General features: G+C 74.0%; 22 protein-coding genes. 10 read left to right on the plus strand and 12 right to left on the minus strand.

All coding sequences use genetic code 11. The annotated features are described in order from the left end of the window. Nucleotides 1–4: 4 nt before the first annotated feature. On the minus strand, nt 5–1,096 hold the full coding sequence (gene zapE / locus ABZO31_RS26035; RefSeq protein WP_406863708.1) for a cell division protein ZapE: 1,092 nt from the start codon (nt 1,094–1,096) through the stop codon (nt 5–7). A 35-nt stretch (nt 1,097–1,131) separates the two neighbouring features. Between zapE and ABZO31_RS26040 the strand changes: the two genes are divergently transcribed. The 4 genes from ABZO31_RS26040 (at nt 1,132) to msrB (ending at nt 4,592) form a co-directional block, all read left to right on the plus strand. Next, entirely contained in the window at nt 1,132–1,908 is a 777-nt protein-coding gene (locus ABZO31_RS26040) for a pyrimidine reductase family protein (RefSeq protein ID WP_406863709.1), read from the plus strand. A 105-nt stretch (nt 1,909–2,013) separates the two neighbouring features. Beyond that, complete coding sequence (locus ABZO31_RS26045; RefSeq protein WP_406863710.1) at nt 2,014–2,493, plus strand: indole-3-glycerol phosphate synthase; 480 nt, start codon at nt 2,014–2,016, stop codon at nt 2,491–2,493. 266 nt (nt 2,494–2,759) lie between these two features. Continuing rightward, nucleotides 2,760–4,166: a UDP-N-acetylmuramate--L-alanine ligase gene (murC, locus tag ABZO31_RS26050; protein ID WP_406863711.1), complete on the plus strand. Its 1,407-nt coding sequence runs from the start codon at nt 2,760–2,762 to the stop codon at nt 4,164–4,166. 18 nt (nt 4,167–4,184) lie between these two features. After that, complete coding sequence (gene msrB / locus ABZO31_RS26055) at nt 4,185–4,592, plus strand: peptide-methionine (R)-S-oxide reductase MsrB (protein WP_406863712.1); 408 nt, start codon at nt 4,185–4,187, stop codon at nt 4,590–4,592. A 12-nt stretch (nt 4,593–4,604) separates the two neighbouring features. Here the strand turns inward: msrB and ABZO31_RS26060 are convergent, their stop codons facing one another. The 8 genes from ABZO31_RS26060 to ABZO31_RS26095 all read right to left on the minus strand — a co-directional run bounded on the left by ABZO31_RS26060 (nt 4,605) and on the right by ABZO31_RS26095 (nt 14,400). Then, nucleotides 4,605–5,303, minus strand: a complete 699-nt coding sequence (locus ABZO31_RS26060; protein WP_406863713.1) for a DNA alkylation repair protein — start codon at nt 5,301–5,303, stop codon at nt 4,605–4,607. A gap of 92 nt (nt 5,304–5,395) precedes the next feature. Next, nucleotides 5,396–6,850, minus strand: coding sequence for a choice-of-anchor P family protein (locus ABZO31_RS26065; RefSeq protein WP_406863714.1), 1,455 nt, complete (start codon nt 6,848–6,850; stop codon nt 5,396–5,398). Between the two features lie 17 nt (nt 6,851–6,867). Next, nucleotides 6,868–8,721 carry a choice-of-anchor P family protein gene (locus ABZO31_RS26070; RefSeq protein ID WP_406863715.1) on the minus strand — a complete coding sequence of 618 codons (1,854 nt, stop codon included), beginning with the start codon at nt 8,719–8,721 and terminating at the stop codon, nt 6,868–6,870. A 588-nt stretch (nt 8,722–9,309) separates the two neighbouring features. Beyond that, on the minus strand, nt 9,310–10,629 hold the full coding sequence (locus ABZO31_RS26075) for an MFS transporter (RefSeq protein ID WP_406863716.1): 1,320 nt from the start codon (nt 10,627–10,629) through the stop codon (nt 9,310–9,312). Between the two features lie 3 nt (nt 10,630–10,632). Beyond that, complete coding sequence (locus ABZO31_RS26080; RefSeq protein ID WP_406863717.1) at nt 10,633–11,106, minus strand: DUF5825 family protein; 474 nt, start codon at nt 11,104–11,106, stop codon at nt 10,633–10,635. After that, on the minus strand, nt 11,103–12,962 hold the full coding sequence (locus ABZO31_RS26085; RefSeq protein WP_406863718.1) for a RiPP maturation radical SAM C-methyltransferase: 1,860 nt from the start codon (nt 12,960–12,962) through the stop codon (nt 11,103–11,105). The genes ABZO31_RS26080 and ABZO31_RS26085 overlap by 4 nt, the downstream gene beginning before the upstream one ends. Before the next feature lie 65 nt (nt 12,963–13,027). Beyond that, nucleotides 13,028–13,150 (minus strand): hypothetical protein, encoded by a 123-nt coding sequence (locus tag ABZO31_RS26090; RefSeq protein WP_406863719.1) that lies wholly within the window; start codon nt 13,148–13,150, stop codon nt 13,028–13,030. Between the two features lie 71 nt (nt 13,151–13,221). After that, nucleotides 13,222–14,400 carry a hypothetical protein gene (locus ABZO31_RS26095; RefSeq protein ID WP_406863720.1) on the minus strand — a complete coding sequence of 393 codons (1,179 nt, stop codon included), beginning with the start codon at nt 14,398–14,400 and terminating at the stop codon, nt 13,222–13,224. Nucleotides 14,401–14,448: 48 nt separating this feature from the next. Between ABZO31_RS26095 and ABZO31_RS26100 the strand changes: the two genes are divergently transcribed. The 3 genes from ABZO31_RS26100 (at nt 14,449) to ABZO31_RS26110 (ending at nt 17,349) form a co-directional block, all read left to right on the plus strand. Beyond that, nucleotides 14,449–15,084 carry a nucleoside/nucleotide kinase family protein gene (locus ABZO31_RS26100; RefSeq protein ID WP_406863721.1) on the plus strand — a complete coding sequence of 212 codons (636 nt, stop codon included), beginning with the start codon at nt 14,449–14,451 and terminating at the stop codon, nt 15,082–15,084. Between the two features lie 96 nt (nt 15,085–15,180). Then, nucleotides 15,181–16,143, plus strand: a complete 963-nt coding sequence (locus ABZO31_RS26105) for a hypothetical protein (RefSeq protein WP_406863722.1) — start codon at nt 15,181–15,183, stop codon at nt 16,141–16,143. Nucleotides 16,144–16,206: 63 nt separating this feature from the next. Continuing rightward, nucleotides 16,207–17,349 (plus strand): aminopeptidase P family protein, encoded by a 1,143-nt coding sequence (locus ABZO31_RS26110; RefSeq protein WP_406863723.1) that lies wholly within the window; start codon nt 16,207–16,209, stop codon nt 17,347–17,349. Nucleotides 17,350–17,370: 21 nt separating this feature from the next. On the opposite strand, the gene ABZO31_RS26115 is transcribed toward ABZO31_RS26110, so the two are convergent. From ABZO31_RS26115 to ABZO31_RS26125, 3 genes are all read right to left on the minus strand, one after another. Further along, the gene (locus ABZO31_RS26115; protein ID WP_406863724.1) at nt 17,371–18,180 is read right to left on the minus strand and encodes a hypothetical protein; all 810 of its coding nucleotides are present in this window, start codon (nt 18,178–18,180) and stop codon (nt 17,371–17,373) included. Between the two features lie 130 nt (nt 18,181–18,310). Continuing rightward, the gene (gene treZ, locus ABZO31_RS26120) at nt 18,311–20,104 is read right to left on the minus strand and encodes a malto-oligosyltrehalose trehalohydrolase (RefSeq protein WP_406863725.1); all 1,794 of its coding nucleotides are present in this window, start codon (nt 20,102–20,104) and stop codon (nt 18,311–18,313) included. A gap of 69 nt (nt 20,105–20,173) precedes the next feature. Further along, a complete protein-coding gene (locus tag ABZO31_RS26125; protein ID WP_406863726.1) occupies nt 20,174–21,172 on the minus strand; it encodes a GNAT family N-acetyltransferase in 999 nt (332 codons plus the stop codon). Between the two features lie 111 nt (nt 21,173–21,283). On the opposite strand from ABZO31_RS26125, the gene ABZO31_RS26130 reads away from it, so the two are divergent. The 3 genes from ABZO31_RS26130 (at nt 21,284) to ABZO31_RS26140 (ending at nt 24,887) form a co-directional block, all read left to right on the plus strand. Next, nucleotides 21,284–21,832 carry an FHA domain-containing protein gene (locus ABZO31_RS26130; RefSeq protein WP_406863727.1) on the plus strand — a complete coding sequence of 183 codons (549 nt, stop codon included), beginning with the start codon at nt 21,284–21,286 and terminating at the stop codon, nt 21,830–21,832. A gap of 132 nt (nt 21,833–21,964) precedes the next feature. Continuing rightward, nucleotides 21,965–22,921 carry a cytochrome P450 gene (locus ABZO31_RS26135; protein WP_406863728.1) on the plus strand — a complete coding sequence of 319 codons (957 nt, stop codon included), beginning with the start codon at nt 21,965–21,967 and terminating at the stop codon, nt 22,919–22,921. 178 nt (nt 22,922–23,099) lie between these two features. Further along, nucleotides 23,100–24,887 (plus strand): protein kinase domain-containing protein, encoded by a 1,788-nt coding sequence (locus ABZO31_RS26140; RefSeq protein WP_406863729.1) that lies wholly within the window; start codon nt 23,100–23,102, stop codon nt 24,885–24,887. Nucleotides 24,888–24,910: the final 23 nt, after the last annotated feature.

The raw sequence follows: 24,910 nt of genomic DNA on the forward strand, positions 1-24,910 counted from the left end.
CAACCTACTGCGCCACCAGGCCCTTGGCGTCGCGAGCGAGCGCGGTGAGCCGGGAGATCGCCCGGAAGTACTTCTTCCGGTACCCGCCCTTCAGCATCTCTTCACTGAACAGCCGGTCGAAGGGCAGCCCGGAGGCCAGCACCGGGATCTCACGGTCGTACAGACGGTCGGCGAGGACGACGAGGCGCAGCGCCGTCGACTGGTCGGGCACGGCCGTCACGTCGGTGAGGCAGACGGCGGTCAGCTCGTCGGTCAGCGCGCCGTACCGGCTGGGGTGCACCTTGGCCAGGTGGTCGAGCAGGTGCGGGAAGTCGTCGAGGCTCGCGCCGGGGGTGGCGTACGCGGCCTTGGTCACCGCCTCCTCGGAGTACGGGGCGGGCGCCTCCGGCAGTCCGCGGTGCCGGTAGTCCTCGCCGTCGATCCGCAGCGGGCGGAAGTGCGCCGAGAGGCCCTGGATCTCGCGGAGGAAGTCCGCGGCGGCGAACCGGCCCTCGCCGAGCTTGCCCGGCAGCGTGTTCGAGGTCGCGGCGAGCGCCACGCCCTGCTCGACGAGGCGGGCGAGCAGGCTGGAGACGAGCACGGTGTCGCCCGGGTCGTCCAGCTCGAACTCGTCGATGCAGAGGAGACGGTGTCCGCTCAGGGTCTGCACGGTCTGCTGGAAGCCCAGCGCGCCGACCAGGTTCGTCAGCTCGACGAAGGTGCCGAAGGCCTTGAGCGCGGGCTCGGCCGGGGTGGCGTGCCAGAGGGAGGCCAGCAGGTGGGTCTTGCCGACGCCGTAGCCGCCGTCGAGGTACACCCCGCGGGGTCCGGCCGGGGCGGTCTGCTTGGGGGTGCGGGAGAACCAGCGGCGCCGGCCGGAGCCGGAGGCGTGCGCTCCGCCGAGTCCGTCGGCGAAGCCGCTCAATATCTTGACGGCCTCGGTCTGGCTGGGCTGGTTCGGGTCCGGGATATAGGTGTCGAACCGCACCGAGTCGAAGCGCGGTGGCGGCACCATCTCCCTGACCAGCCGGTCTGCGGGGACGTGGGGCTCGCGGGCGCACAGGGACAGGGGCGTCGCCTCGTTGGGGGACGCGTCGGTGAGGGCACGGGTCGACACGTTCCCCACTGTAAGGGGCGTGCCAGACTGCGAGGATGCGCCAACTGTTCCCTGTGACGGACATGACAGCAGCCGAGCCGGACAGGGAGTGGTCCCTCGACGAACTCGCCGACGCCTACGCCTACCCCGAGGAGGCCGACGGCCCGGACGGCGTCTGGCTGCGGGCCAACATGGTCTCCTCCCTCGACGGCGCGGCCCAGCACGACGGCCGCTCCCAGCCCCTCTCCTCCGACACCGACATGCGGATCTTCGGCACTCTGCGGGCCCTCGCGGACGTGGTGGTCGTGGGGGCCGAAACGGTACGTCAGGAGCAGTACCGCCCCGCCCGCGCCCGCGAGGTCTTCGCCGCCCGCCGGGCCGCCGCCGGGCAGGCTCCCGCGCCGGTGATCGCGATCGTCAGCTCCTCCCTCGACCTCGACTTCTCCCTTCCGCTTTTCACCTCGCCCCTGGTCCCCACCCTGCTGCTGGCCGGCGAGGCCGCGCCGCCGGACCGGGTGGCGGCGGCCGAGCGGGCCGGGGCGCAGGTGGTCACGGCGGGTGACGGGACCCGGGTGGATCCGGAACGCGCGAAGCGCGAACTGGCGGCCCGCGGGCTGCGGCGCCAGCTCACGGAGGGCGGTCCGCGGCTGCTCGGGCAGTTCGTGGCGTCCGACGCCCTGGACGAGCTGTGCCTCTCGGTGTCTCCGACCATGACCGCCGGAAGTGCGCAGAGGATCACCGGAGGCCCTTCCGTGACCGTCCCTGCACGGTTCTCGCTCGCCTCCGTGCTGGAGGAGGCCGGGTTCCTCTACACCCGCTACCGTCGGTTCTGACACGAAGCGGAATATCCCGTTCCGCTTCGCTTCCGCTGGGCACACTTACTCACGGCAACCCCGTGCGGGCACGGGGAAGGATGGTTTTTGCAGAAGGGCTTTGAAGTGTTCACAAGCGTTCTGATGATCGAGAAGCCCCTGACGAACGTCGACGTGGAATTCGTCACCACCCTGCACGGCGACGAGACCGTCTCGTTCATCGTGCTGATGCAGCCCAGGGGCGACCAGGCCGATGTCCTGCTGCGCGCCATCGACGACGTCGCGATGGGTGAGCTCAAGGAGGCGGCCCACGAGGGGGACGAACCGGAGGGGACGGAGGCGCGGACGCTGGCCGAGCGGGCCCTGGAGGCTTCGCTGCACAGGCTCCGGGAGACGGGCTGCGAGGCGGTCGGACAGGTGGTCGAGGACCACCCCCTGAACAAGATGAAGGCCGTGGTGGAGGAGTCGGACGCGGACGAGGTCATCGTGCTGACCGCGCCGCACTACGTGGAGGAGTTCTTCCACCGGGACTGGGCGTCCAGAGCCCGTCACAAGGTGGGCGTCCCGGTCCTGAAGCTGTTCGCCCACGCGGACGAGGAGGAGTAGGGCGCGGTCCGCAGAGGTACGGTCCCGCAGAGGTGCGGCGCGGGGTCGGTCCCGGGAGGAGCACGGGGTTCCGGGGCGGGCCTCGCGCCGCACGTGCGGGCGCGGGCGCGGAGTACAAGCGGAGTACGAGCTGAGTACGAGCGGAACGCAGGGCGTACGGCCCGGCGCTCAGCGCGGTCCCGCCCCGCCCGCACCCTGCTGTCGCCCCCAGCCACTACGCTGGGGGCTCTGAGTACATGTACGCCGCACCTCGGGGAGACAACCGCATGGCCTCCGCCATCCCTGCCGCCGCCGTTCCCGCCGCCATGGAGCGGCCGCACTTCATCGGTATCGGCGGTGCCGGAATGTCGGGCATCGCGAAGATCCTCGCCCAGCGCGGCGCGAAGGTCGCCGGCAGCGACGCCAAGGAGTCCGCGACCGCCGAGGCACTGCGGGCGCTCGGCGCGACGGTCCACATCGGCCACGCCGCGGCGCACCTCGCGGACGACGCCAGCTGCGTCGTCGTCTCCAGTGCCATCCGCTCCGACAACCCGGAGCTGGCCCGGGCCGCCGGGCTCGGCATCCCGGTGGTGCACCGCTCGGACGCGCTGGCGTCCCTGATGGACGGCCTGCGCGCGGTCGCCGTCGCCGGTACGCACGGCAAGACCACCACCACCTCCATGCTGGCCGTCGCCCTGACCGAGCTGGGCCTGGACCCCTCGTACGCGATCGGCGGCGACCTCGCGGGCCCCGGCACCAACGCCCGGCACGGCGCCGGCGCGGTGTTCGTGGCGGAGGCGGACGAGAGCGACCGCAGCTTCCAGAAGTACGACCCCGAGGTCGCGATCGTCCTCAACGTCGAGCTGGACCACCACGCCAACTACGCGTCGATGGACGAGATCTACGAGTCCTTCGAGGCCTTCGTCGCGAAGATCCGTCCGGGCGGCACGCTGGTCGTCGGCGAGCACGCGGGCGCGCGCGAGCTGGCCCGCCGGGTGGCGGACCGCGAGGGCCTGAGCGTCCTCACGGTCGGCGAGTCCGAGGACTCCGACGCCCGCATCCTGGCGATCACCCCGAACGGGATGAAGAGCGAGGTGACGGTCGCCCTCGACGGCGTCGAGCACACCTTCACCGTCTCCGTCCCCGGCCGCCACTACGCGCACAACGCGGCCGCGGCCCTCGCCGCCGGCTCCCGCGTGGGCATCGACCCGGCGGAGCTGGCCCAGGCCCTCACCGCGTACACCGGCGTCGGCCGCCGCCTCCAGCTCAAGGGCGAGGCCGCGGGCGTGCAGGTGATCGACTCGTACGCGCACCACCCCACCGAGATGACCGCCGACCTGGAGGCGATGCGCGGCGCGGCCGGAGCGTCCCGGCTCCTCGTGGTCTTCCAGCCGCACCTGTTCTCGCGCACGCAGGAACTCGGCAAGGAGATGGGCGACGCCCTCGCCCTCGCCGACGCGTCCGTGGTCCTGGACATCTACCCGGCCCGCGAGGACCCGATCCCCGGCATCACCAGCGAGCTGATCATCGACGCGGCCCGCGCGGCCGCCGCCGACGTCACGCCCGTCCACGACAAGGACACCGTCCCGGACGTGATCGCGGGAATGGCGAAGCCGGGCGACCTCGTTCTCACCATGGGCGCGGGCGACGTCACGGACCTGGGACCGCGGATCCTCGCCCGCCTGTCGAGCTGAGCTGCGGAGGAGCGAACGATGGCGTACGAGGTCGAGAAGCCGGACGAGGAATGGCAGGCGCAGCTGACCCCGTCGGAGTACCAGGTGCTCCGGCTGGCCGGCACCGAGCCCGCCTTCCGCGGTGAGTACACCGACACCAGGACGAAGGGCGTCTACTCCTGCCGCGCCTGCGGCGCGGAGCTCTTCACGTCGAACGAGAAGTTCGACTCGCACTGCGGCTGGCCGTCGTTCTTCGACCCGAAGGACAGCGACGCCGTCGAACTCCTCGCGGACACCTCCCACGGCATGGTCCGCACCGAGGTCCGCTGCGCCCGCTGCGGCTCCCACCTCGGCCACGTCTTCGAGGGCGAGGGCTACCCGACCCCCACGGACCAGCGCTACTGCATCAACTCCATCTCCCTGCGCCTCACTCCCGACGAGGGCTGAGGCCGGGGCCGGTCAGGCCTTCGCCGGTGCCTCGTCCTTGCGGCGGACCATTTCGGTGATCCAGGCCGGGGCGAAGGGGGAGGTGCAGCCGGGGGAGGTGGGGTAGTCCTTCAGGACTTCCAGGCGTTCGCCGATGGCGAGGGCTCGGGGGCGGTGGGCGGGGTGCTCGATGCCGATCTGGGCCAGGCAGGCGTTCATGGCCCACTGGAGGCGGTCGGGGGCGGACTTCATGTCCGCCTCGACCTCGTCCAGGAGGGCGGTGAGGTCCAGGCCCTCGGGCTTCTTCACGACGCGTTCGGCCGTCAGGGCCCAGCCGGCGCTCGCGACCACCGGGTCCGGGTCGGCGGTCCAGGTCAGGCGCAGGTCCTCGGCGTGCGGGCTCTTCTTCACGACGTAGTTGACCAGCCAGTCCTGCACCTTGGGGGTGCGGGCCTCGCGGAGCATGGTGTCCAGCTCGTCGCGGGTGAACGCCTTCGGGCGGCAGATCAGGAGGGCCAGCAGGCGGGCCGCGGTGTCGCCCGTGGCCCACAGGGCGCGGGCCAGGTCCTGCTGGGTCTTCAGGCGCTTCGCGATCGCGCGGAGCCTGCCGAGGTTCACGCCGTGGTCGTCGCCGTGCCGCTCGTTCACCTCGCGGATCTTCGGGTCCTCGAGCCCGGCCAGCTCGGCCAGCAGCTCGGTCACCTGCGTCTCGGTGGGTGTCGTCTCGGCCACCGCGGTCTCCTGTTCCTCGCGTGCGGCCTTCAGCGTACGACGGGACCGGGCCCCGGCGGACGTGACGTCCGCCGGGGCCCGGCCGCAGGCGGTCAGGCGCAGTGGTGCGCGCCGCTGGTGCTGGAGGCGAGGGTCACGTCCACGCCGCCCGGGGCCGTCAGGTGCACCGCGTTCACCGTCAGGCCCTCCGCGGTCTCGGTCTGCTCGTTCACCACGAGCCGCACGCCCACGCCGAGGTCGATCGTGTGGTTCGGCGTGTCCGGCACCGTCACCGGGGTACCCGCGATGCTCAGGTCCAGCGAGGCCGAGCCCTCCTTCGCGGTGCAGCTGCTGGCCGAGGTGGCCGTCACGCCCGAGACCCGGATCACCGGCAGCCCCGGCAGGCCCACCGTGGCCCGCGCGAGCGTCGCCGTGGCCGTCGAGCGGCTCGGGCCGGTGGTCGTCACGACCTCGGCGCAGGGCGCCTCGGCCGACAGGACCAGCGCGTTCACGTTCTGCGTGCAGGGCGGCGCCTTGCTCTCCGCGCCCGCCGTGCGCACCGCGCCCGTGTCCGGGGTCGGCGCGATGGTCAGCGGCAGGATCAGGACCGGGACGCGGGCCGAAAGGCCGTACGCCCGGCCGGAGACGTACTGCAGCTTCAGGGACGCCGTCGTCTCGGACGCCTTGTAGTCCTTGTCGCCGGCGAACGCCGCCGCCACCGGCACCGTCGCGTCCGCGTTCAGCGGCTGGTCCACCGACGGCACCGTGCAGCTCGCCGCGCCCCGCGTGTCCGTCGTGCCCTCGCAGCCCTGCGCGCCCGCGCCGGACCCGAGCGTGAAGGCGACCTTGCGGCCGGCGACCGGAGCGTCGCCGTCCTTCTCCTTCAGCGTGGCCGACAGCCGGGCCGCCGAGCCGTTCGAGGTGCTCGCGGGACCGGTCCAGGCGAGCCGGGTCTCCTTCTGGACCGGCTCGGGCGGCTCGGTGCCCCCGCAGCCGTTGGTGCTCTTGATGAACTTCTGGCCGTACTCGCCGGGGTACGGCACCAGCGAGCCGCCCTCCAGCTCGATGTCCTGCAGCGCGCCGTTCAGCTTGTGCTGGAGGTGCAGGTGCGGACCGGTGCTGCCGCCCGTGCTCCCCACCGTGCCGATCTTCTGGCCCTGCGTGACTCGCGCGCCGTCCTCGACGCCGTACGTGTCGAGGTGCATGTACTCGGTGACCCAGCCGTCCCCGTGGTCGAGCACGATGTACTGGCCCGCGCCGCCCTCCTGGTACCGCCGGGTGGCGACGCCGGGCGCGGAGGCGAGGACCGGCGAGCCGAGCGAGGGCTTGCCGTCGGAGCGGATGAAGTCCAGGACGTTGCCGTGTCCCGGGTACGTGGAGTACGTCCACTGGGAGCCGCACTCGAACGGCGCCAGGAAGGTCGGCTTGGCCAGCGTCCCCGTGGCCGGCGGGTCCGTCGGCTCCGCGGCCGCCGCTCCCGCCGGGGCGGTCAGCGTCAGGCCGACCGCCGCGGCCAGGGCGGCGAGCAGCACGCCTCCGCGTTTCACTCGTGCGATCAGTTTCCTCATGGTGAAGTCCCCCTTCCTCACGCGCAGTTGTGTGCGGCGGCGGTGGTCGACGCGACGACGACGTCGATGCCGCCGGGCGCGGTCAGATGCACCGCGTTGACGGTGAGCCCGCCGGCCGTGCGGACCTGCTCGTTGACGACGAGCTTCGCGCCGAGCCCCAGGTCGACCGTGACGTTCGGGACGTCGCCGACCCGGACGGGCGCCCCCGCGACCGTGAGCGTCAGCTTCGTGCCGCCCGTGGCCGCCGTGCAGCCGGCGGTGGAGGTGGCCTCGACCCCGGAGAGGCCGACGACCGGCAGACCGGGCAGTCCGATCCGGGCCTCCTCCACGCTCGCCGTGGCCGTGGCGCTGCCGGGTCCGGTCCTGGTCTCGACCCGGGCGCAGAGCGTGTCGGCGGACAGGATCAGGGCGTTGACGCCGCTCGCGCACGCCGGTGCCTTGGTCCCGGCTCCGGCGGTAAGGACCGGGCCCGTGTCGGGCGTCGGCTCGATGCGGACCGGGAGGCCGAGCAGCGGGACGTCGGCCTTGAGCCCGTACGCCCGGCCCGACACGTACTGCAGCCTGACCGTGGCGGTGGCCTCCGACTCCTTGTAGGCGTCGTCGCCCGCGAACGTCGCCGCCGCCGGGACGGTCGCGTCCGCGTTCAGCGGCTGGTTCACCGACGGTACGGTGCAACTCGCCTTCCCCGTCGCGTCGGTCGTGCCCGCGCAGCTCTGGGCGCCCGTGCCCGTACCGAGCGAGAGGCTGACCTCGCGGTCGGCGACCGGCGCGCCGCCGTCCTTCTCGGTGAGCGTGGCCGCGAGCGCGGCCGGCGAGCCGTTGGACACGGTCGCGGGGCCGGACCAGGCGAGTGAGGTGTCCTTCTTGGCCGGCGGCTGGACGACGCCCTCGCCCACGTCGAGCAGATTGGCGTCGATGTCGAGCGTCACCCCGCCGTGCGTCTCCCGGATGTCGCCGGAGTACTGCTTGATCCGCTGGTGGTCGGCCCACATGGCGGCCGGGATCCGCGGGTCCTGCGTCGTGGGCTCGTCGTCCCACTTGGCGAAGTCGATGACGTCGGGCTGGAGATAGCCCTCGTCCGCCGCCACCAGATCGATGATCAGCGACATCAGGCTGCCGTAGACGCCGGACCGGTACCCGAGTCCGTGCAGCGTCGAGGTCCAGGACTGGATGAACGGCAGGACCTTGCCGGTGTGCGTCGGGGAGGCGTACGCCTCCATGTTGTAGTAGAGGACCGAACCCGCGGGCAGGCCCAGCGCGTTCGCCTGGGCGACGGCGTCCCGTGCGGCGGCCGCGCCCTCGGGCACCGGGTCGGTGATGACCTCGCAGTCCTCGTCGCAGCTGCCCGCGTCGTGCGAGGCCTGCGGACCGACGTAGATCGGGAAGTAGCGCCAGCCCTTGTCGTACTGGGCCTGCATCCAGGCCGCGTCGACGGTGACGCCGCAGCCCGCGTTGACCCCGCCGATGTACACGCCGACCGCGCCGTACGGCGAGGACTGCCTCCAGGTGTCCATCTGGCCCGACGGCGGTGCGGCGCACCGGTCGAAGCCCTTGCCCTGGAAGGACGTGGCATCCGCGGGGAGCGCCGCGAGCGGTCGTGTGCCCGCCGTCTCGGCGCGAGCGGTGTCGACGGGCAGCGAGGCGCTGCGCAGCACGCGCCGGATCAGCTCGCGGTCGCCGCCGTACGAGGCGGTGACCGCGATCCCGCGGGCGGTGGCCCGGTACGTGTGCGCGGCGCGGTTCTCCGTGACGCGGGCCTGCGACGCGGCGGTGTCCGGGCCGGCCGGGGCCGGGCGGACGTGCAGCGCCTCGGCGCGGCCGAACGCCTTGGCCGGACAGTCCTGTCGGCTGCCCGCCTCGCCCAGGTACACCGCCGGCCGGTCGAACCGGACACAGGCGTCCGGGTCCTTCTCCAGGTCGACGACGTCCCAGGACGCGGGGACGGTGAACTCATGCCCCCGGTAGGTGAGTTGAGTGGTGGCGGCCGATTGCCGGCCGGCGGTGGGTTGTGGACTGCTGACCGGTTGCGGAGCCGGCGTCTCGGCCGCCTCCGCCCGGCCGAGCGATCCGGCCGCGAGGGCCGTGACGGTGGTGAGTGCGAGGAGTGCGCCGCGAAGAATGGTGCCGGCGCTCCGTGATCGTCTGCGCTGAGTGATGGTTCCCCCCAGAACCAGGCGTCGCCGGCGAGTGCAGCGACGCGCTCGGGCAGTGACCCGGCGAGACTGTGCGCAGTGACGTGTATCAGTCAATTGACGATTCATCGATCCGGTCGGGGCTACCGACGGGTCACCGAAGCGGGGTCGACACATCCCCCGCAACGTGTTCGAACGTGGCGTGTGAGGGCCCGGTGAAGCACCGGGTCAGCCTTTCGCCCCCGGACGCCCGCACGGCGCCCCGCCACACATGCGCCACGCTCTCTTCACCGGACGGGCTTGTCCGGATGTCGATGCCGGTACGGTTCATTCCGCGGTGGTGGGCGGTTTCGCCGCCGGTGTCCGCGCCCCGCGCCGCTGCGGCAGCCAGAACGACAGGGCGGCCAGGACGGTCGTCCCCGCCGCGCCCGTGAGCACCGGCACGTTCCCCAGCCAGGACGCCAGCGCCCCGCCCGACAGCGCGCCCACCGGGACCGTGGTCAGCAGCGCCGCCTGGGCGAAACCGGCGACCCGGCCCTGCAGGCCCGGCGGGGCGATCAGCTGCTGCGTCGTGGTCATCGAGATCGCCCAGACCGTTGCCGCGCCGCCGAAGACCAGCTGGTACGCGAGCAGGGCGGGGAAGGCGAGCCCCAGCGAGGCCGCCGGCACCAGGAAGATCGCGAGCGCGGCGACCAGGGCGCAGATCCGGGTCGCCCGGTACAGCCCGATCGTCCGCGCGAACCGGCCCGCGAGCACCACCCCGGCGACCGTGGCCACGCTGAACGTCGCGTACACCGCACCCAACTGCCACGGTTTCAGAGCGAGCTCCCGGCCCGCGTACAGCACGAACAGCGCGTCCGCCGCCCCGCTGCCGAGATTGAACCCGGCCCCCGCGAGCACCTGCCGGCGCAGCACCGGCTCCGCCCGCACCACGGCGAAGCCCTCGCACAGCCCCGAGAACCGGGGCCCGGCGGCGACGGGCGCGGCCGGCCGGTTCAGCGCCGCGGGCAGCGCGAACAGCAGCACCGTCTCCACGCCGTACGCGACCACACCGGCCAGCAGCGCCGGCGAGGCGCCGACCAGGCCGACGAGGACCCCGCCGAGCGCGGGCCCGCCGATCTGCCCCGCGGTACGCGCCCCGGTCAGCGCGGCGTTGCCCGTCAGCAGCAGCTCCGGGGGCACCACCCGCGGCAGCGCCGCCTGCAGCACCACCGAAAGCGTCCAGGTCAGCGCCCCCGACAGGCCCGCGACGACGTACAACTGCGGCAGCGTGAGCCGCCCCAGCGCCCCCGCCAGCGGCACCGAACCGACCACGAGCACCTGCAGTCCGGTGAGCGTGACCGCCAGCGCGCGCAGCCGGGCCCGGTCCGCGAGCAGCCCCGCGAACGGGCTGAGCACCGCACCCGGCAGATACGTCAGCGCCAGCAGCGCCGACGCCCCGAACGGCCCGGCGTTCAGCTGCGTCACCGCCAGCAGCGCCAGCGCGAGCGCCGTGATCTGCCGGCCCACCGAACTGGCCGCCTGCTCCCCGCAGAGCAGCAGGAACGGGCGTTGCCGGCGCAGCGCCCGCCAGGGCGCGGGGCGACCGGCGCCGGCCGCCTCGTCCTTGTCCTGGTCCGCCGTGGAAGGGCCGTGCGCACCGGTCACGGGTCAGACGCTCGTGCAGGGGACGGGCCAGCGGCGCAGCCGCGGCGGCAGCGCCACCGCCCAGCCGTCCGTGACCAGGACCAGCCGCTCCTCCGCCAGCAGCGCCACCGACTCGCGTACGGAAGCGTCCAGCGCGTCGAGCTCCGCCGGCTCCTGGACGGACAGGAACGCCTCCACCAGCGCGGGCGCGTCCAGCGTGAACCGGGCCGACGCGGCCGGGTCCCGGCGGTCCATCACCGTCACGAAGCCCGGCCCGCGCCGGTGGTACAGGAGCCCGTACGCGTACCGCTCCCGCCACGCCGGCGCGCCGGTCTCCGGCGGCGGCAGGTGGTGCAGAAGCGCGGTGTCGAACGGCGGGTCGTCGGTGTCCGGCGCCCAGCGCAGGGTCCGCGCCGCGCTCTGGCAGTCGCGCAGCAGCCGTACGGCGTCGGCCGTGTCGCGCCCGCCGGCGCCGAGGGGGAGGACCGTACGGCTCACACCGTCACCGCCTCGGCGTCGTGCACCGGTGCGCCGATCGGGGCGTGGCGCAGCGGCAGCGCGACGTACGCGCGGCCGTCGAAGAACAGCAGCCCGAGCGCCACGCCCTCGTCCAGCCACTCCGCCAGCCGCCCGGCCGGCACGTCCGTGCCGTCCTCGGCGAGCAGCCGCCGCAGCGCGGCGGCCGAACGCCCGTCCTCCAGGCGGCGGAACGCGGCGGCCTCCCAACCGGGGAACCGGTGGGTGCGCTCGGGCCAGCCGGAGCGCCGGTCGTGCACCAGGAGCGAGCCGTCCGGTTCCGTCTCCCGCAGCAGCGTCGAACCGGCGTGCCCGGCCCGCCAGTCGGCCACCGCCGCCACGAGCCGCTGCTCGGCCGGGCCGCCGAGGCCGCGCGGCGGGGCGTCGAAGAGGTAGACCAGATCGGCGAGTTCGGACTCGGGCAGGTCGTAGACGTGCCCGTACATCTCGGCCGGCCTCCGCTCCGCGAAACCCAGCGCCGGATCGGCGAAGTGCGGGCTGAAGCGCTCCAGCTGGATGCGGAACGCGCCGCCGGGCGGCTGGAGATGGACCAGCGCGGGGAACTGCGCCACGACCGGGTCGTAGTCCGCGGCGGTCTCGCCGGGGAAGCCGTACAGGTAGTTCCACGTGCACGTCAGCGACAGATCCGCGCACGCGCGCAGCGTCCGGACGTTGCGCGCGCCGGTGACGCCCTTGTCCATCAGCCCGAGAACCCGGTTGTTCAGGCTCTCGATACCGGGCTGGATGTGCACCGCGCCCGAGCGGGCCAGCAGCTCCAACTGTGCCTGCGTCAGGTTGGACTTGACCTCGTAGTGCATCAGCAGGTCCCAGTCGCTCTCGACGGCGCGCGGCAGGAAGTCGGTGAAGTAGGCCATGTCGATGATGTTGTCGACGGTGACGACGTCGAGGATCCGGTGCCGCCGGACGAGCCGCTCCACCTCCTGCCACAGCCGCTCGCCGGGCTTGGCGCGGAACGCCATCGCCGAGCCGTTGAGCCCGCAGAACGTGCAGTGGTGCTTCTCGCCCCACCAGCAGCCCCGCGCGCCCTCGACGACGAGCTTGGGCCGGACGTACTCGGCGACGGGGGAGGCCTCGACCTCGGCGTGCCAGACGTCGTAGTCCGGCGAGGGGATGTCGGCCGGGGCGACCGTACGCCGCGACTCCTCGTTCGCCCGCGAGACGTCGCCGTCCCACCAGCACAGCCCCGGCACGTCGCGCGGCGCCGTGCCGGCGGCGATGTGGGCGAGGAGGGCGGGGAACGCGTACTCGCCCTCGCCGCGCACGACATGGTCGACGAACGGATGGTTGCGGTGCAGGGCGTGGCCCATCGGCCCGTCGCAGTTGCTGCCGCCGAAGACCACGGTGAGGCCGGGGCGGCGCCGCTTGAGCTCGGCGGCGAGCGCGAGCGAGGCGACGTTCTGCATGAAGGTACTGGTGAACCCGACGACGTCCGGCTCACCGGCAAGGATCTCGGCGGCGGTCCGGTCGACGAACGCGCCCGCGTGCGCCCGCATCGCACGCGCCTTGTCCACGGGGATCCCGCGCCGCTCCGCGTACGCGCCGAGCCGCTCGACGCCCCAGCCGGGGTCCTGGTACAGCACCCCGGAGAAGACCCAGTCGCCGAGCCCGTCGAAGATCGCGTCGCTGCCGACCTCGACATGGTCGGCGGGCCGCAGCAGCCCGCCGGTCCGCTCCAGCAGGAACTCCGCCCAGCGCAGCGACCCGTGGAACTCCCTTACCTCGTCGTCGGGCCGGGTCCGGGCCAGCAGCGCGCGCAGCAGCCCGATCTGCAGCGACGGCAGATCGACCGGCTGCCAGGGCATCGTCACGAGACGCACGCGCAGGGACGGGACGCCGGCGCCCGGCGCCCGGGAAACCGCGACGGACGCCGGCTCCCGCCCGCTCAGGACGCCGGCCGCTTCTCGATGGTGAGCCGGTCGCGCTTCCTGCCCTCGTCCCGGACGGCGACCTTCTTGATCTCCGGCTTGGTCGGGGCGTCGTCCTGGGTTCGCTTGCTGCTTTCCACGGTTCCCTCCCGTTCCTCGAGTCCGCTGACCGTAGGCAGCGTTACCACTGGTACGCAAGGGACGCTTTCGGTCAGCGGAGGCGCTGGACGGCCCACGTGGCGCGCTGGGCGAGTTCGCCGAGGGCGTCGTGCGGACCGCCCCTGACCGCGAGCAGCTCACGGGCCTCCCGCAGCGCCGTACGGGCCGCCTCCGGGTGGCCGGACTCCGCTTCCGCCAGCGCCAGTTCGAAGTACTCCTCGGCGACCATGCGGCCGATGCCGAGGCGGCGCCAGTTGCGGGTGGAGGTGTCGGCGGCCGGTTGCGGGAGGCCGAGGTCAAGCTCCTCCTGGCCGTCCGTCCGGTCGACGGCCGGGCGGGGGTCCAGGGCCGCCACGGCCCCGTCCAGCGCGCGCCGCGCGGCCTCCGGGTCGCCCGCCAGGCGCTCCAGGCGGGCGAGGGTGCGGCCCGCCGAGCCGCGGTCGAGGGCCGTGTCCTGGAGGGAGAGGAACAGGCGCTGGGCGCGGGCCGCCTGCGCCGGGTCGCCGGCCGCCTCCAGGGCCGTCGCGATCCGGCCGAGGCGGACCGCGTCGGGGCCGGTGTCGTCCAGGAGGCGGATCAGGCGGACGCGGGCCTCCGCAGCCAGGCCCGCCGCGGTCGCCGTCGCGATCCAGGCGAACTCGTCCTCCTCGGGCGGGAGTTCCGCCGGGACGCCCGCCGCGCCCGTCCCGCCCGCCGCGAGCAACCGCTCCCGCAGCGTCGGGCGGGGCAGTTCGTCGAGGAGCTCGTACGCCATGCCCTCCTCCACGGTCAGCAGCGTGTACTCCGGGTCCGTGCGCAGCAGCGCCCCGTGCAGCCGGGCGAGCAGCTCCTCGGGGGTGCGCTCGGGGAGCCCCAGGCCGGTGCGGAGTTCCGCCCGCGCCGCCTCCGGGTCCGGGCCGTACGGGATCACCGCCGCCTCCCCGGCGTCCGCGTCCGGGACGAGCACGTCCCACCAGCCCGGCAGGCCGATCAGGAGCTCCAGGGCCTCCGTGACGCTGTCGCCGATGAGCCCTGCCTCGCCTTCCGACGAGGCGTACAGCACCGCCCCGCCGTCGCACAGGAAGTACGTGCCGCCCGTGTCGTCCCCGGCGATCGGCTCCAGCGGGGCGCCGGAGGCCAGGACGACCTCCTCGCCGTGATCGGCGCGGGCCACGTCGAAGTTGAAGGGGTACGCCGCCAGCTCCGCCAGCCGGGGGCGGGCGCGCAGCGTGCTCAGCAGGACATCCGTCATGCCGCCGAACGTAACAGCGCCCGCCCGCGGCCCGGCGGGCGGGCGACAATGGCGCGCATGGAAGCCGCCCGCATCGACCAGCTCGCCGCCCGTGCCCGCCGCCTCGCGGTCCCCGGCGTCCGTCGCATCCTGGGCCTGGCCGGGCCGCCCGGCGCGGGCAAGTCCACGCTCGCGGACCGGCTCGTCGCCCGGCTCGACGGGCTGGCCGTGCTCGTCCCCATGGACGGCTTCCACCTTGCCGGGGCCGAGCTGCGCCGCCTCGGCCGTACCGAGCGCAAGGGCGCACCGGACACCTTCGACGCGGCGGGCTACGCGCACCTCCTCGCCCGCCTCCGCACCACCGCACCCGGCACGACCGTGTACGCCCCGGCCTTCGACCGCTCCCTGGAGGAGCCGGTCGCCGGGTCGGTCCCCGTCCCGGCCGACGTACCGCTGGTCGTCACCGAGGGGAACTACCTGCTGCACGACGAGGGCGACTGGGCCGCCGTCCGCGCCCTGCTCGACGAGGTCTGGTACCTGGAGCTCGACGACCGCCGTCGCATTCCCCGCCTCGTCGAGCGCCACGTCCGCTTCGGCAAGGACCCCGACCACGCCGCACGCTGGGTCCACGACTCCGACGAAGCCAATGCCCGCCTCGTGGCCCGCGGCCGCCACCGCGCCCACCTCGTCGTGCACATGACGTGAGTTCCGGCGCACGGCGACGCCCATGACTCCGCCCCCACGTGGGTAACTCACCCCTCGGTAGGGTGGCGCGACAGGGTTCGACGGAAGGCGGCGGGCGTGGGTCTGTTCCGGCGGAAGGTCAAGCGGGACGGGGACGAGGCTCCCCGGGACGGCGAGTTCGGCTACTTCTCCGAGCGCGAGGGGGCGCTCTTCCGCGGTCAGGTCCGCGAGGCGTTCGCCGAGCACGGGCTCGAGGTGACCGTCTACGCCGACATGGTGAGCGACGACAGCGACCGGCACTTCGGGCTCGGGAACCTCGCCGCCGTCTGCCACAACGACGACCGCGGACCACGGGTCTGGCCGGACCTGATCCGCAAGCACGTCGAGCGGGTGCTGCGCACCCTGGACGCGCCGTCCGCGCTCGACACCCTCTCTCCGGAGCAGATCCGCGCCCAGCTGTACCCGCGCGTGGTCGGCGCCGACGGCATCGACCCGTCGGCCTTCCGCTACGCCCGCAGCGTGGCCCCCGGTCTGTACGAGATCCTCGCGCTCGACCTCCCGGAGAGCGTCATGATGCTCACCGACGAGGCCCTGGAACCCCTGGGCGACCTCCAGCAGCTGCGCGACCGGGCGTTCGTCAATCTGCGCGGGCTGCCCTACGAGGGCCACGAGACCGTGCAGGACCGCGACGGCATGCGCTTCGAGGTGCTGCTCGGCGACTCCTTCTACACCGCCAGCCGGGTCCTGGACCTCGACGCGGTGGTCCGCCGGGTCACCGGCGAACCGCTCGGCGAGCACGGCGCGCTGGTCGCCATGCCGTTCCGGCACCAGCTCGCCTTCCACCCCATCCGCGACACCGGGATCATCCCGGCCCTCGGCGCCATGGCGTCCTTCGCCGCCGCCGGCTACGCGGACACCCCGGGCGCGATCAGCCCGTACGTGTTCTGGTGGCGGCGGAACGGTACGCTCACCCAGCTCAGCGACCACGACGAGGACGGCGAGGGGCTGCGGATCGTCGTCGGCGGCGACTTCGAGGACCTGCTGGAACGTCTCGTCGCGGAGAACCCCGGACCGGAGTGACGCGGTCGCGCGTTCCCGTGCCGACGGGCAGGATGCTGTACGTCGACGAGGAGGCACCCCGCCATGCCCAGCACGCACGAGTCCGAGTCCGCGCCCGTCCCGTTCACCGTCGACGACTACCGCGCCCGCATGGACCGCGCCGCGCGGTCCGCCGCCGACGCCGGGCTCGCCGGGGTGCTCGTCGCACCCGGACCGGACCTGGTTCATCTGACCGGCTACCAGCCGACCGCGATCACCGAACGCCTCACCGTCCTCGTGCTCGCCGCCGGCCGGGACCCGGTCCTCGTCGTTCCCACCCTGGAGGCCCCGGACGCCGGGAAGGCCGTCGGCGCGGGCGCGCTCACCCTGCGGGACTGGACCGACGGCAAGGACCCGTACGCCGTGACCGCCCCGCTGCTCGACGCCGGGGGCCGGTTCGGGGTCAGCGACAACGCCTGGGCTATGCACCTGCTCGGCCTGCAGAAGACGCTGCCCACGACCTCGTACGTCTCGCTCACCGAGGCCCTGCCGATGCTGCGGGCCGTCAAGGACGCCCACGAGCTGGCCCGGATCGAGGCCGCCGGCGTCGCCGCCGACCGGGCGTACGAGGAGATCCTGAAGGTCCGTTTCGCGGGCCGCAAGGAGACCGAGGTGGCCGCCGACCTGGCCGCGCTGCTGCTGCGGTTCGGCCACTCCCAGGTGGACTTCACCGTCGTCGGCTCCGGCCCGAACGGTGCCGACCCGCACCACGAGGCCGGCGACCGGACCATCGAGCGCGGCGACATGGTCGTCCTCGACTTCGGCGGGCTGAAGCACGGCTACGGCTCCGACACCACCCGCACCGTCCACGTCGGCGAGCCGACCGGCGAGGAGCAGCGCGTCCACGACCTCGTCCGTACCGCGCAGCAGGCCGGGTTCGAGGCGGTACGGCCCGGCGTCGCCTGCCAGGAGGTCGACCGGGCGGCCCGCGCGGTCATCACCGACGCCGGCTACGGCGAGTACTTCATCCACCGCACCGGCCACGGCATCGGCGTCACCACCCACGAGCCGCCCTACATGATCGAGGGCGAGGAGCAGCCGCTCGTCCCCGGCATGTGCTTCTCCATCGAGCCCGGCGTCTACCTGCCGGGCCGCTTCGGCGTCCGCATCGAGGACATCGTCACCGTCACCGACAACGGCGGCCGCCGCTTGAACGCCACCCCGCACACCATGGCGATCGTCGAGTAACGACCGCCCACAGACACCGCCTCACACCCGCCGGCCACCCTCGTCGCACGGGAGCGTCGCCCGCGGGTGGTCCGCGGCGAAGTCCTCCGAGATGTCCCCGGCGGTGTCCCTCATCGCCTGGTCCGAGATGCGGATCCGGCCGTCGAAGGGCCGGTCGAGGTCCTGGATCAGCAGCAGCGAGCCGGTGAGCAGCGCGGCGAGCACGCACAGCAGGAGGAGGTGCGCCGGGCCGCGTCTGCGGGGCAGCCCGAAGGCGAAGGCGCCGACGGTCGCGGCCAGCGACAGCACCATGAACCAGTAGACGACCGTGGGGATCGCGGGCGTCGCCTCCCCGAGTCGGGTGTGGCGGGCCGTGGACCGCTCGTCGTCGGCCTGGACGAGCAGTTCGAACGTCGTGTCCTCGCGGTGGGCGAGTTCCTTGAAGGACGCGCGGAACTCGGTGGACCACTCCGAGGCGCGGGGCGAGGGCCCGGCGTCCTCGGCCATGGCGGGCCACTCCGCGGCCGGGATGGCCCGCGCGTAGCAGACCGCCGCCGCCTGGAGGCGTTCCCGCTGGGGCTCGGGGGCGTAGTCGGCCACCTCGTAGAGCTGGTCCACCCGGCCGGCCTCCGCGCCGACGGCCGTGTTCGCCGCGCTGAAGGACTCCGCCGCGACGACGATGACGAACGCGACCAGCAGCACGGCGAGGGTCTCCAGCGGACTGACCAGGTCGCTGACGGACGCCTCGGCGTCCTCCGTCTCGTCCGCGGTGCGGTTGCTCCGCACCCGGTTGGCGAGGAGGCCGACGACGAGCGCGGCGACGATGGCGGCGACGGTGAGAAACGTGGTCATGTGCGGGGCCCCGAGCGCAGATCGACGTCCTACCGGACACCGCCCGGCGGGGCTTCAGCCCACCATGGTCCGACGGCCGCGGATCACAGACAGGCCGGACCGTGATCCGACTGGCCCAGAGGCGTCCCACCTACCCCCGCGACAGGCCGTTCGCGAGCACCACGCACGACTCCGCCGGCAGCCGCAGCAGCCCGTCCGGACCGGGCGCCTCGACCGGCTCCCACGCGGCCAGGACCCGGTGCCGGCCGCCCAGCGGGATCTCCGCCGGACGGTCGGCGAGGTTCACCACGATCCGCAGGTCGCCGCGGCGGAACGCCAGCCAGCGGGCCTGCTCGTCGAAGGCCGCGCGCACCGAGGCGAGGTCCGGGTCCGTCAGGTCGGGCTGGCTGTGGCGCAGGGCGATCAGCTCGCGGTACCAGGCGAGCAGCCGGTCGTGCGGCGCGCGGTCCCGCTCGGCGCGGTCGAGCACGGACCGGTCCCGGGTCGCCGGGTCCTGCGGGTCCGGCACCTGCTCCTCCGTCCAGCCGTGCGCCGCGAACTCCCGCCGCCGGCCCTGCCGGACCGCCTCGGCCAGCTCGGGGTCGGTGTGGTCAGTGAAGTACTGCCAGGGCGTCCGCGCGCCCCACTCCTCGCCCATGAACAGCATCGGCACCGCAGGCCCGGTCAGCACGAGCGTCGCCGCGCAGGCCAGCAGGCCGGGGGAGAGGGAGGCGGAGAGCCGGTCGCCGAGCGCCCGGTTGCCGACCTGGTCATGGGTCTGGGCGTAGCCGAGGAAGCGGTGCGCGGGCGTGCGGACCCGGTCGACGGGGCGGCCGTGGTGGCGGCCGCGGAAGGCCGACCAGCTGCCGTCGTGGAAGAAGACATGCCCGAGGGTCTTGCCGAGCGCGGCCATCGGGGCGCGCGCGAAGTCCGCGTAGTAGCCCTGCGCCTCGCCGGTCAGCGCGGTGTGCAGGGCATGGTGGAAGTCGTCGTTCCACTGGGCGTGCATCCCGAGGCCGCCGGCCGCCCGCGGGCGGGTGGTGCGCGGGTCGCCCTGGTCGGACTCGGCGATCAGGAACAGCTCCCGGCCCTCCTCCGCGCCGAGCGCGTCGACCGCGGCCGACAGCTCCTCCAGGAACGTCAGCGCCCGGGTGTCGGCGAGCGCGTGCACGGCGTCGAGCCGCAGCCCGTCGATCCGGTAGTCCCGCAGCCAGCCGAGCGCGCTGCCGAGGAAGTACGCGCGGACCTCGTCGGAGCCCGGCGCGTCCAGGTTCACCGCCGCGCCCCAGGGCGTGTGGTGGGTGTCGGTGAAGTACGGGCCGAAGGCAGGCAGATGGTTCCCGGACGGGCCGAGGTGGTTGTGCACCACGTCCAGGACCACGCCGAGCCCGAGGCCGTGCGCCGTGTCGACGAATCGCTTCAGCGCCTCGGGCCCGCCGTACGGCTCGTGCACCGCCCACGGCGCGACCCCGTCGTACCCCCAGCCGTGCACCCCCGGGAACGGACAGAGCGGCATCAGCTCGACGTGCGTGACGCCCAGCTCTGCCAGTTCGCCGAGCCGGGCCGCCGCCGCGTCGAGCGTGCCCTCCGGGGTGTAGGTGCCGATGTGCAGCTCGTACAGGACCGCGCCGCGCAGCGACCGGGGCGGGACCGGGTGCCGCCAGGCGTACGCGGAGTGGTCGACGACCGCGCCGGGGCCGTCCGGTCCGTCCGGCAGCCGGCGCGCGCGCGGGTCGGGCAGCAGCGGCCCGCCGTCCAGGCGGTAGCCGTACCGGTCGCCGTCGGCGGCCTCCGCCTCCGTCAGCCACCAGCCCTCCCGCACCGGATCCCGGTCCAACGGGTGCCTCCCCCACTCTCGGCTTCGCTCGAGCGGGGGGACCCCCATGCTGCCCAGTTCAAGGACGACCTCGTCGCGGGCGTGCGGCGCCCACACCTCGAAGAGCACTGGCGGATCCCCTCGCCGACGGATCGGAGCACGACGGAACCCATCCTGGCAGCGGACGCCGCCGCGCGGTCAGGAACCCGAGGGGTCCGGCGCGTCCCACACGAAGTCGATCGCCCGCTGGAACGTCGTGTACCCGGCCCGTGCGAAGGAGCGCGCCATGGGCACGTTGCCGACGTCGGTCGCGGCCCGGATGCGGGGCACGTCCTCGGCCGCGAGGACCGCGGTGCCCTCGCGCAGCACCTCGTCGATGTAGCCCTTGCCTCGGTGGGCCGGGAGGACGCCGATGTAGGCGATGATCGGGTGGTAGTTGTTGCGGGCCGGGATCACGAAGCCGACCGGCTCGCCCGTCCCGGGCAGTTCCGCGATCCGCCACCACTCCCGGGGCGTGGTGTAGTGCGCGAGTTCGTCGTCGTAGTGGAGCTCCGCCGCCTCCCGCGCCGAGAGCCCGGACGCGAGGTCGGCCTGCCCGTGCGCGTCGAGGGTGCCTTCCATGACCGGGGTCATCAGCTCCAGCAGGTCCTCCCGGTCCCGTACGGGACGGAAGACCAGCCGGCCGGACGGCTCCGGCACCGGCGTCCCGGGCCGCCACTCCAGGCGCAGCCGCTCCACCAGGGGCCTGGCGCCGGACTTCTCCAGGACCGCGAACAGGGTCTCCAGCTCGGCGCGGACGGTGTCGTCCTCGCGCCAGTCCGCGGGCAGGAAGCGCCCGAACTCGGGGCGCCGCGTGCCCGCCGGGATCACCGCGGCGGTCGCCGTCTCGAGGAGCCGCAGCCCGATCGCGCCGCGCTCCTCCTCGGGCAGGGCGGCATCGAGGTCGAAGAAGTCCAGGAACATGGGCGCTTCGCCCCGGGCCTTGGTCCACCAGGAGAGCCGGGCCACGACCCGGTCGCCGCGCAGCGCGACCCACATCCACGCGGGCAGCCGGCGGCCGGTCTCCAGGTCATCGGCCAGTTCCTCGTCGAGGACGTAGTCAAGGCCGAGGAACAGGTCCAGTTCCTCGGGTCCGGCCAGCGGGCGCAGCACGATGTCGTCGCGGTCGCCGGGCACGGGGGTTCGATCAGCAGTCAACAGGGGGTTCCTCCACGGAAGTCGAAAGCGCGACCGTATCAGCGATCTTGGAACGGGCGTGCGGAATTCGGCTTCTGGACACTTCGGGCCGTTCGGGCCGACAATCACGATGTGACGACCCCTTTCGAGCTCCCCACGCAGTCCGCTCGCGTCTCCGACGCCGAGCGGGACCGGGCGTTGGTGATACTGCGGGAGGGCGCGGCGCAGGGCCGGCTCTCGCACGACACGTTCCTGTTCCGTATGGAGAAGGCCCTGGCGGCCCGCCGCCCCGACGAACTGGCGGTGCTCACCGCCGATCTGCGCACCGACGGCCGCTGGACCCGCAAGGTCGTCGGCGCCGTCGAGAAGGTGTCCGCGTTCACCGCCCGCCTCGGCCGCGCCTGGTCGGCGGAGCGGCTGCCGAAGCTGCTGCTGCCCGCGCCGGGCCCGCACCCGCTGCGGATCGGCCGTGACCCGGTGAACGGGCTGCGGCTCAGCCACGAGACGGTGTCGCGGCTGCACGCCGAGCTGGGGCAGCAGGGCGGCCTGTGGCTGCTGCGTGACCTGGGCTCGACGAACGGCACGACGGTCAACGGCCGCCGGGTCACCGGCACGGTGGTGGTGCGGGCCGGCGACGTCGTCGGCTTCGGCCAGATGAGCTTCACCCTCGCCACCGGCTGAGACCGCCCCCGGCGTCACCCGTTCGGCGCAACGCGGACTGCGGGCGCCGCGCTCCGGTGGTGAGCTGGGGCCAGGCGTGCCGCGACGGAGCGGCCGTCCTCCCGGCGGCCGCACCGAACCCAGGGGGCCCGCATGACGCAGCACCTCCCCACCGGCGTGCCCGGCGCGCCCGTCCCCCGCACCGTGCCGCCCAGCCCCGTGCAGCCGGGCACCGGCCGCGACCCGTACCGGCTGTACCGCACGCTGCGCGAGGAGTACCCGCTCGCGTACGACCCGCTGCTGCGGGCCTGGCTGCTCAGCCGGTACGCGGACGTGGCCGCCGCCCTGACCGACGCCCGCTTCGGCCACGGTCACCGGCCCGGCGACCCGCCCTGCGCCACCGGCCACCAGGACGTGGACGAGACGGAGCTGCGCGAGGTCGCCGAGCGGACCGCGTACGTGCTGGCCCGGCGGATCGCCGGCCGGCCGCAGGTCGACCTGGTCGCCGAGTTCTGCCACTGGCTGCCCGCCGGCACCGTCGCCGCGGCGGTCGGTGTGCCCTACCGCGACATGATGCGGCTGGTCCGCGGCCGGGCCGCGAGCGCTCTCGCCGGCCGGTGCACCGCCCAGCTCGCCGTCCGCGAGAAGGCACTCGCCACCTTCCTGGCCCACGCCCTCGACGACCCGGACCGCGCCGCCGCACTGCGCGACGCCCCGGACGACGACGTCGCCCGCGCCTGGACCGAGGCGCTGCGCCGCGACCCGCCCGTCCAGATCGCGATGCGCCGCACCTCCTCGGAGGTCCCGGTCGGCGGCGGCGTCCTCCCGGCCGGCGCGCCCGTCGCCCTGCTGATCGGTTCGGCGGGCCGGGACCCGGAGCGGTTCCGTGAGCCGGACGCGTTCGACCACCGGCGCGACGACGCCGGCCAGCTCACGTACGGCACCGGCCCCTGCCCAGGCGTGCTGCTCGCCGCGCTGGAAGCCCGGTACGCCCTGCGCGCGCTCTTCGATGCGATGCCGAAGCTGCGCCCGGCGGACGGCTTCCGGCCGGAGTTCACCGGCCTGATCACCCGCGCCCCGCGCAGTCTGCTGGTCCGGCCGGGCGGCTAGGGCCTGTCCGGCGGATCATGGCCGGGCCCTGGCCCCCGCGGCCCGCCCGCGGCCGCGGCGCGGCTCAAACGGGCCCGTCGATACCTGCGCATGCCCGCCGCATTTCCCTCACACTTCTGCCTCTAGTCTTGAGGCCTCTGGGTTGACAGATCACGAACGGCGAGGAACGGGGCATGCGGTGACGGCGGGGGATGCGAACGCCACGGACCTGATAGGCAGGTTGCTCGGAGGGCGTTACCGCGTGACGTCCGTGATCGGACGCGGCGGCATGGGCGTGGTCGCCCGGGCAGTGGACGAGCTGCTGAACCGCGAGGTCGCCGTCAAGGTGCTGCGGGCCTTCACCGACGCCTCCGCCGCCGAACTGGCCGATCTGCGGACCCGGATGCAGCGGGAGGCGCAGGCCGCCGCCCGCATCCGGCACAGCGGCGTGGTCACCGTGCACGACGTGACCGAGGAGCAGGGCCTGCCGGTCATCGTCATGGAACTCGTCGAGGGCGGCTCCCTCGACGACGTGCTGGCGGAGCGCGGCGCCCTGGAGCCGGGCGAGGCCGCGGCGATCGGCGCCAAGCTGATGGACGCGCTCGACGCCGCCCACCGGGTCGGCGTGCTGCACCGCGACGTCAAGCCCGCGAACGTGCTCCTGGAGCACGGCGGGCGAAGCGAGACGGGGGTCCCCCCGGCCGGAGGCTGGGGGAGGGTCGTCCTCACCGACTTCGGCATCGCCACGATGGAGACGTCCGGCGACGACCCCATGGCCAAGCTGACCCGCAGCGGCGAGATCATCGGCTCGCTCGACTACCTGCCGCCGGAGCGCGCACAGGGCCGCGAGCCCGGTCCCGCGTCGGACATCTGGGCGCTCGGCATGACGCTGTACGCGGCCGTGGAGGGCGCCGCGCCGTTCCGCCGCACGTCCGCCTGGTCCACCCTGTCGGCGATCGTCACCGAACCCCTGCCGGAGCCGCTCCGGGCGGGCCCGCTCGCGCCGGTGCTGCAGGCGCTGATGGCGAAGGACCCGCAGGACCGGCCCACCGCCGAGCAGGCGCGCGAGATGCTGGAGCGGGTCGCCTCGGGAGGGACGGTGTCCCTCGCCGCCCCGGCTCCCGCTCCCATGCCGGCACCCATGTCGGATCCCACCGCCGCCACCCCCGGCTTCGGCCCCCCGCTGTACCCGCAGCAGCAGCCCGTGCAGCAGACCCCGTCGTACGGCTACCCGCCCCAGGCCGTCCCGCCGCAGTCCGGTCCGCCTCCGCAGGCCGCCGCTCCGGGCGTGGCCGCCGCCGGATTCCCCGCTCCCGTGACGAGCCGGACCGCGGCCCGCCGCGCCCGTAAGAGCAGCGGACGCCCGCTCCTCGCGGCCGCGGCCGTCGTCGTGCTGATCGCCGCCGGCGGCGGCATCACCTACGCACTGACCTCCGGGCCGGACGGCACGCCCACCGGCAACGCGCAGGAGGCCCCGCCCGCCACCGACTCTCCGGCGGACACCCCCTGGCCCAGCGCCGGCGGCGACCCGTCGTCCCTCACGTCCCCCGACGCGTCGTCGAAGCCGTCGGCCTCGAAGGCGCCGGACGGCGAGAAGGACGAGGAGAAGGAGCCGGATCCGACGCAGAAGCCCGGCGGCGCGGGCGACAAGCCGGCCGAGACCCCGTCGGCCCCGCCGACGGCCGAGCCCACTCCGACGGCGACCAAGCCGACTCCGGTCTCGACCGCCTGCACCGGCTGGGCCCACGCGAACCGCAGCGACGCGTTCGGCACGGTGGCCTCGACGACCCACCTGTACAGCGGGCCGTACGCGGAATGCGGGCAGAAGAGCGAGATCAAGACCGGCGTGAAGCTCTACTACCACTGCTACATCACCAACGCCTACGGCAACAAGTGGATCTACGCCCGCGCCGAGGGGACGTCGAACGAGGGCTGGGCCTCCGCCAGCAAGCTCTCCAACGGGACCGTGAACCTGCCCCGTTGCTAGGGAGTGTCTGAAATTCCCCGCGG

The organism is Streptomyces solicamelliae, assembly GCF_045348655.1.
Lineage (GTDB): Bacteria > Actinomycetota > Actinomycetes > Streptomycetales > Streptomycetaceae > Streptomyces > Streptomyces solicamelliae.